The organism is Streptomyces niphimycinicus (assembly GCF_018883605.1).
GTDB classification, from domain to species: domain Bacteria; phylum Actinomycetota; class Actinomycetes; order Streptomycetales; family Streptomycetaceae; genus Streptomyces; species Streptomyces niphimycinicus.
Genome location: NZ_JAHLEM010001059.1, coordinates 1 through 3,791 on the forward strand (window position 1 = coordinate 1; position 3,791 = coordinate 3,791).

Below are 3,791 nucleotides of genomic sequence, written 5' to 3' on the forward strand. Positions count from 1 at the left end.
GTCAACGGGCCTTCGTCGACGGTGGTTTCGGGTCCGCCGGAGCAGGTAACCGTGGTTGTCGCGGCGTGTCAGGAAGCGGGCGAGCGGGCACGGCTGATCGACGTGGACTACGCCTCGCATGGTCCTCAGGTCGAGGAGATCCGGGATGAGCTGAATGAGGTTCTGGCTGGTGTCCGTCCGCTCGATACGTCGGGTTCGGGTACGGCGTTCTACTCGACGGTGACCGGTGGGCAGGCGGATGCTTCCGTTCTGGACGCGGGTTATTGGGTGTCGAATCTGCGGGAGCGGGTGCGGTTCGCCGATGCGGTCGAGGCGTTGCTGGCGGATGGGCATCGGGTGTTTATCGAGGCCAGCAGTCATCCCGTGTTGACTTTGGGCTTGCAGGAGACGTTCGAGCAGGTGGGTGTGGACGGGGTTGCCGTGCCTACGTTGCGGCGCGATCACGGTGGCCAGGTCCAGCTTCTCCGCTCGCTGGGCGAGGCGTTTATCGCCGGGGTGGAGGTGGACTGGAGGGCCGCGTTCCCGGGCGACCCCACGCCTCGTACGGTCGATCTGCCCACGTACGCCTTCCAGCACCAGCGCTACTGGATGAACGCCTCGGGCGCGGTCGGTGACCCCAGCGGCCTCGGTCTCGTCGCCGCGGACCATCCCTTGCTGGGCGCCGCCGTGGAGCTGGCCGATGGAAGCACCCACCTGCTCACCGGGCGCATCACGGCCGGTGGCGGTGACGACTGGCTCGGCGAACACATCGTGGCGAATGCCGTCCTGGCCCCGGGTGCGGCGCTGGTGGAGTGGGCGCTGCGGGCGGCCGACGAGGTCGGCTGCGATGGGATCGAGGAGCTGGCGCTCCAGGTGCCGTTGGTGCTGCCGGAGTCGGGCGGGCTGCGTGTCCAGGTGGTGGTGGGCGCGGCGGCGGAGGACGGGCGGCGCGATGTGCGTATCTACTCCCGTCCGGACGGCGAGGCCGACTCGGGCGCGGATGTGGGCTGGCTATGCCACGCCGAAGGGGTGCTGAGCCCAGCGCCGGAGGGCGCGGGCCGGTCGGCCGAGGGACTGGGCGGAACATGGCCTCCCGCGGGTGCGCAACCGGTGGATCTGGCGGGGTTCTACGAGCGCTCCGAGGCGGCGGGCTATGCGTACGGGCCGTCGTTCCAGGGGCTGCGTGCCGTGTGGCGGAACGGCGCTGAACTGCTGGCCGAGGTGGCACTGCCCGAGGCGGCGGGGGACGCGGACGGCTTCGGCATCCACCCCGCGTTGCTCGACGCGGCCCTGCATCCGGCCCTCCTGCTCGACACCGGATCCGGGCGGGAGCGGGACGGCGGCCAGGTGCTGCTGCCGTTCGCCTGGAACGGGGTGTCGTTGTGGGCCGCTGGAGCGAGCACGGTACGCGTACGGCTCACCCCGCACGGGGACGGCGCCGAGGGCGAGCGCGGGTTGCGGCTGGTGGTGGCCGATGCCGTGGGCGACCCGGTTCTGACGGTCGACTCCCTGGTGACGCGACCGGCGTCCGTGGAGCAGTTGCGGGGGGCCGCGGCGGCACGTGGCGTGGACGGTCTGTTCGTTCTGGACTGGACCCCGCTGCCGCAACCCACAGGAGCCGATGGGCCGGTGGCCGATCGCGACACCTGGGCGGTGCTGGCGACCGATGGGGCGCAGCCGGATCTGGAGGCGTTTATCGCGGGGCTCGATGACGGGAGGCCGGTCCCGGCCGTGGTGCTCGCCGAGTTCCCGGGCTCGAACGCCGACGCCCACGCCCACGCCGACGCCGACGCCGCGACCGATATGGCGGCTGCTGGTCTGGCGTTGGCGCAACGGGCCTTGGAGCTGATGCAGAAGTGGCTGGCCGAGCCGCGGCTGGCCGATGCCCGGTTGGTCGTGGTGACGCGTGGCGCGGTCGCCGTCACCGATGCCGAGGGCGGTACGGATGTGGCCGCCGCCGCGCTGTGGGGTCTCCTGCGGAGCGCTCAGGCGGAGAACCCGGGTCGCTTCCTTCTGCTCGACCTCGAACCGGACGCAGATCGAGACCTCGGCCTTCACCTGCGGGACGCCATCACGCAGGCGGTGGACCTGGAGGAGCCGCAGTTGGCCGTACGGGATGGGCTTGCGTGGGTGCCACGGCTGATCCGTGCCTCCGCCGACAGTGGTCCGGAGGAGCGGGACACCCCGGTGGCGCTCGACCCTGGTGGCACCGTCCTGGTGACGGGCGGCACCGGCACCCTGGGCGGACTGGTGGCCGAGCACCTGGTCCGCACCTGGCAGGTCGGCCATCTGGTCCTGGTGAGCCGTCGCGGGCCGGACGCCCCAGGAGCCCGCGAACTGGCCACCCGCCTGGAGGGGCTGGGGGCGCGGGTGCGGATCGCCGCCGTGGATGTCACGGACGCGTCGGCGGTGGCCGAACTGGTGGCGGGTGTCGATGCCGAGCATCCGCTGACCGGTGTCATCCATGCCACGGGGCTGCTCGACGACGCGGTGATGACCTCGCAGACACCCGATCGGCTGGCCCGGGTCTGGGCGGCCAAGGCCACGGGCGCGGCGCATCTGCACACCGCCACCGCCGACCTCCCGCTGTCCCTCTTCGCGATGTTCTCGTCGGCCGCCGGGGTCATGGGCAGCCCGGGGCAGGCCAACTACGCTGCGGCGAACGCTTTTTGCGACGCACTTGCCGCTCACCGTCAGGTCCGTGGCCTTCCGGGGCTGTCGGTGGCCTGGGGGCTGTGGGCCCAGTCCAGCGAGATGACCGGAAAGCTCGCCGCGACGGACCGGGCCCGGATGTCCCGCTCGGGCATCGCCCCGATGTCCAGCGAGAAGGCGCTGGGTCTGCTCGATGCCGCCTGTGCGCAGGGCGGCCCCCTGTGTGTCGCCGCCGCCGTTGATCCGGCCGGGGTGGCCCGCGGAGATCTTCCGGCGGTGTTGCGGGGGTTGGTGGCCGGTCGGGTCGGGCGGCGGACGGCGGCCGGTGAGGTGGGGGTTTCGGGGTTGACGGGGCGGTTGGTGGGGTTGGGGGCTGGTGCTCGGTTGGATGTGGTGGTTGAGGTGGTGCGGGGTGGTGTGGCGGTGGTGTTGGGGTTTGGTTCTGGCAGTGAGGTGCGGGTGGATGCTGCGTTCAAGGAGTTGGGTTTTGATTCGTTGACGGCGGTGGAGTTGCGTAATCGGTTGTCGGTGGTGACGGGGTTGCGGTTGCCGGCGACGTTGGTGTTCGACTATCCGACGCCTCGGGTGCTGGCGGAGTATCTGTGCACCCGGCTGACGGGCGAGACCGCCGGGTCGCCCGTGCACGCGCCCGTCGTGGCGGCGGCCGACGCGGATGAGCCGATCGCCATCGTCGCGATGACCTGCCGGTTCCCGGGTGGGGTCAGTTCGCCGGAGGAGCTGTGGAATCTGGTCGTCTCGGGCCGTGACGCCATCGGGGAATTTCCGACCGGCCGAGGCTGGGACCTGGACGTTCTCTTCCACCCCGATCCGGACCACCCCGGCACCTCGTACGCCCGCAAAGGCGGGTTCCTGTACGACGCCGATGCGTTCGATGCGGCGTTCTTCGGGATCAATCCGCGGGAGGCGCTGGCCACCGATCCGCAGCAGCGGTTGCTGTTGGAGGCGTCGTGGGAGGTGCTGGAGCGGGCGGGGATCGACCCGGTGTCGTTGAAGGGCAGTCCGACCGGGGTCTATGCGGGGGTGATGTATCACGATTACGCGGCCGGGCTCAGCGGCGGCGACGCGCGGCTGGAAGGCTACGCGATGCTGGCCAGCTCGGGCAGCGTGGTGTCGGGGCGGGTGGCGTACACGCTGGGGTT

At 71.2% G+C, this 3,791-nt stretch carries 1 protein-coding gene; it reads left to right on the plus strand.

Going from position 1 to position 3,791, the window contains the following annotated elements:
• The coding region (locus KN815_RS47475; protein WP_216347969.1) for a type I polyketide synthase at positions 1-3,791 on the plus strand (3,791 nt) is incomplete at both ends.